The sequence below is a fragment of the Chitinophaga sp. genome, assembly GCF_036566945.1.
Classification (GTDB): domain Bacteria; phylum Bacteroidota; class Bacteroidia; order Chitinophagales; family Chitinophagaceae; genus Chitinophaga.
This window is the reverse complement of record NZ_DATCVJ010001072.1, coordinates 1-1,811: the sequence shown is the minus strand read 5'-3', so window position 1 is coordinate 1,811 and position 1,811 is coordinate 1. Positions and strand designations below refer to the sequence as shown.

General features: G+C 44.9%; 2 pseudogenes. Both read right to left on the bottom strand.

What is annotated here, in order from left to right:
• A pseudogene (locus VIP81_RS32305) lies at positions 1 to 383 on the bottom strand (hypothetical protein); the annotation flags it as partial.
• Positions 384 to 401: 18 nt separating this feature from the next.
• Positions 402 to 1,811 (bottom strand): annotated as a pseudogene (locus VIP81_RS32300) (SusC/RagA family TonB-linked outer membrane protein); the annotation flags it as partial.

Genomic DNA, 1,811 nt, shown 5'->3' with positions numbered 1-1,811 from the left:
CGGATATACGCATAATCCCAATAGGTAACTTCGCCGGTATTTTTTGCTATCATGCCCGGAAATACATAGTCATATTCGGTATTGCCATGCCGCCAGTACTGTCCGTTTTCCGAAGCAAAGGCTTCATCAAAACGGGCAAATTCTCCCCAGTTATCAATAGTTTGCACCACCATAGAAGGAATGCCTGTGGCATTGGCATCTGTTTGACGATCCGGATAACGGTCATACAAATCTGCCAGCACAGAGAGTATTAACCCTTCGTCATTCCAGAGCTGATCGTTTTGCAACACATTGGTAGGTGCTACATTGAGAAAATCCTTGTCGTTGCACCCTGCATTCACAGCGAGGATAGCCAGACATATATATAACAAACTTTTTTTCATAACAATTCTGTTTACTACTTAGAAAGTAAGGTTCAGTCCAATATTTACCAGCTTATTCTGCGGATACTGTAACCCGTTTTCATCTGCGATCTCCGGCTCTATACCCAGGTCTTTCACATTATCCAGCGAGAACAGGTTGTAGGTATTGATATAAATCCTGGCCTTCTTAAACTTCACCCTTTCGAGCAGATGATCCGGAATAGAATACCCCAGTTCCATGGTGCGCAGCCGTATGTAATGCACATTATGCAGCCAGAAAGTAGAGGCTTTGTTGTAGTTACTATGATCTCCTTTGTTGAATCGTAATGGTGGATTTTTTCCTGGTATCCATTTGCTGTTAACATCAAAAGGATCTTCGCGGTGCCAGCGATCATCATAAAACTGTTTCAGTAAATTACCGCCGTTCTGAAAAGGCCATCTCATTTCCCAATTCTGGTTATAGGAATACATAGAACCACCGGAGAAGTCGGCCGCAAAATCAAATCCATTCCACCGGAGACCGAGGTTGAAACCAAAGTTCACCGTAGGATTACCACTGGTTTGATAACCGATAGGTCTTTCATCATAACCATCAATGACATTATCGCCGTTCAAATCCTTGTAGATAATATCGCCGGGGAGCAAGGTTTTATTCCCTTTGCCATCTACGTTAACAGGATACTTATTGATCTCTTCCTGCGACTGGAATTGCCCGATCGCTTCATATCCCCAGTAAATACCATTCCACCTGTTTTCAACGGAAGAGCGGTAATGATCCAGCGAGTTACCCCATACTGGTTTGTAAGATTCCAGGAACTTACTCCTTGAATAAGAAACATTACCTCCAACCACCACATTTACTTTACCCACCCTGGTGCTATAGGCGGCAGAAAACTCGCCCCCTTTCTGCTGATCACTGTTCACATTTTCATCTGGTAAACTGTAGCCGATTTCACTGGGTACCAACACGTCGTACTTACGTCCACGAAGACCGGAACGCTTACGATTAAAGAAGTCGAGGGAGCCGTACACTTTGCCATTCCATAGCTGGTAGTCCAGACCAACGTCGGCGATCTTGCTGACAAACCAGGACAGGCGGTCATTAGGCACGCCTTTATCGCGGGAACCTCTGATCACGGTGCCATCCAGTATTACCGTAGAAGTGCCATAGGTATAGCCCGGCAAATAATCGTAGGCGCCAATACCAATATCATCATCTCCCAGTTCTCCATAAGAACCACGGAGTTTTAATTCCGTCAGGATGCTGTTGCTGCCCAGCCATTTTTTAAAGAATGGTTCTTCTGTTAAGCGCCATCCGGCAGAAACAGAAGGGAAAAATCCCCACCTTTTATCTGGTGCAAATTTCCAGGAGCCATCGTAACGGCCAGCTACTTCCAGGAAATATTTGTCGCTGAAACTATAGTTAAAACGGCCTATATAGCCTACGCG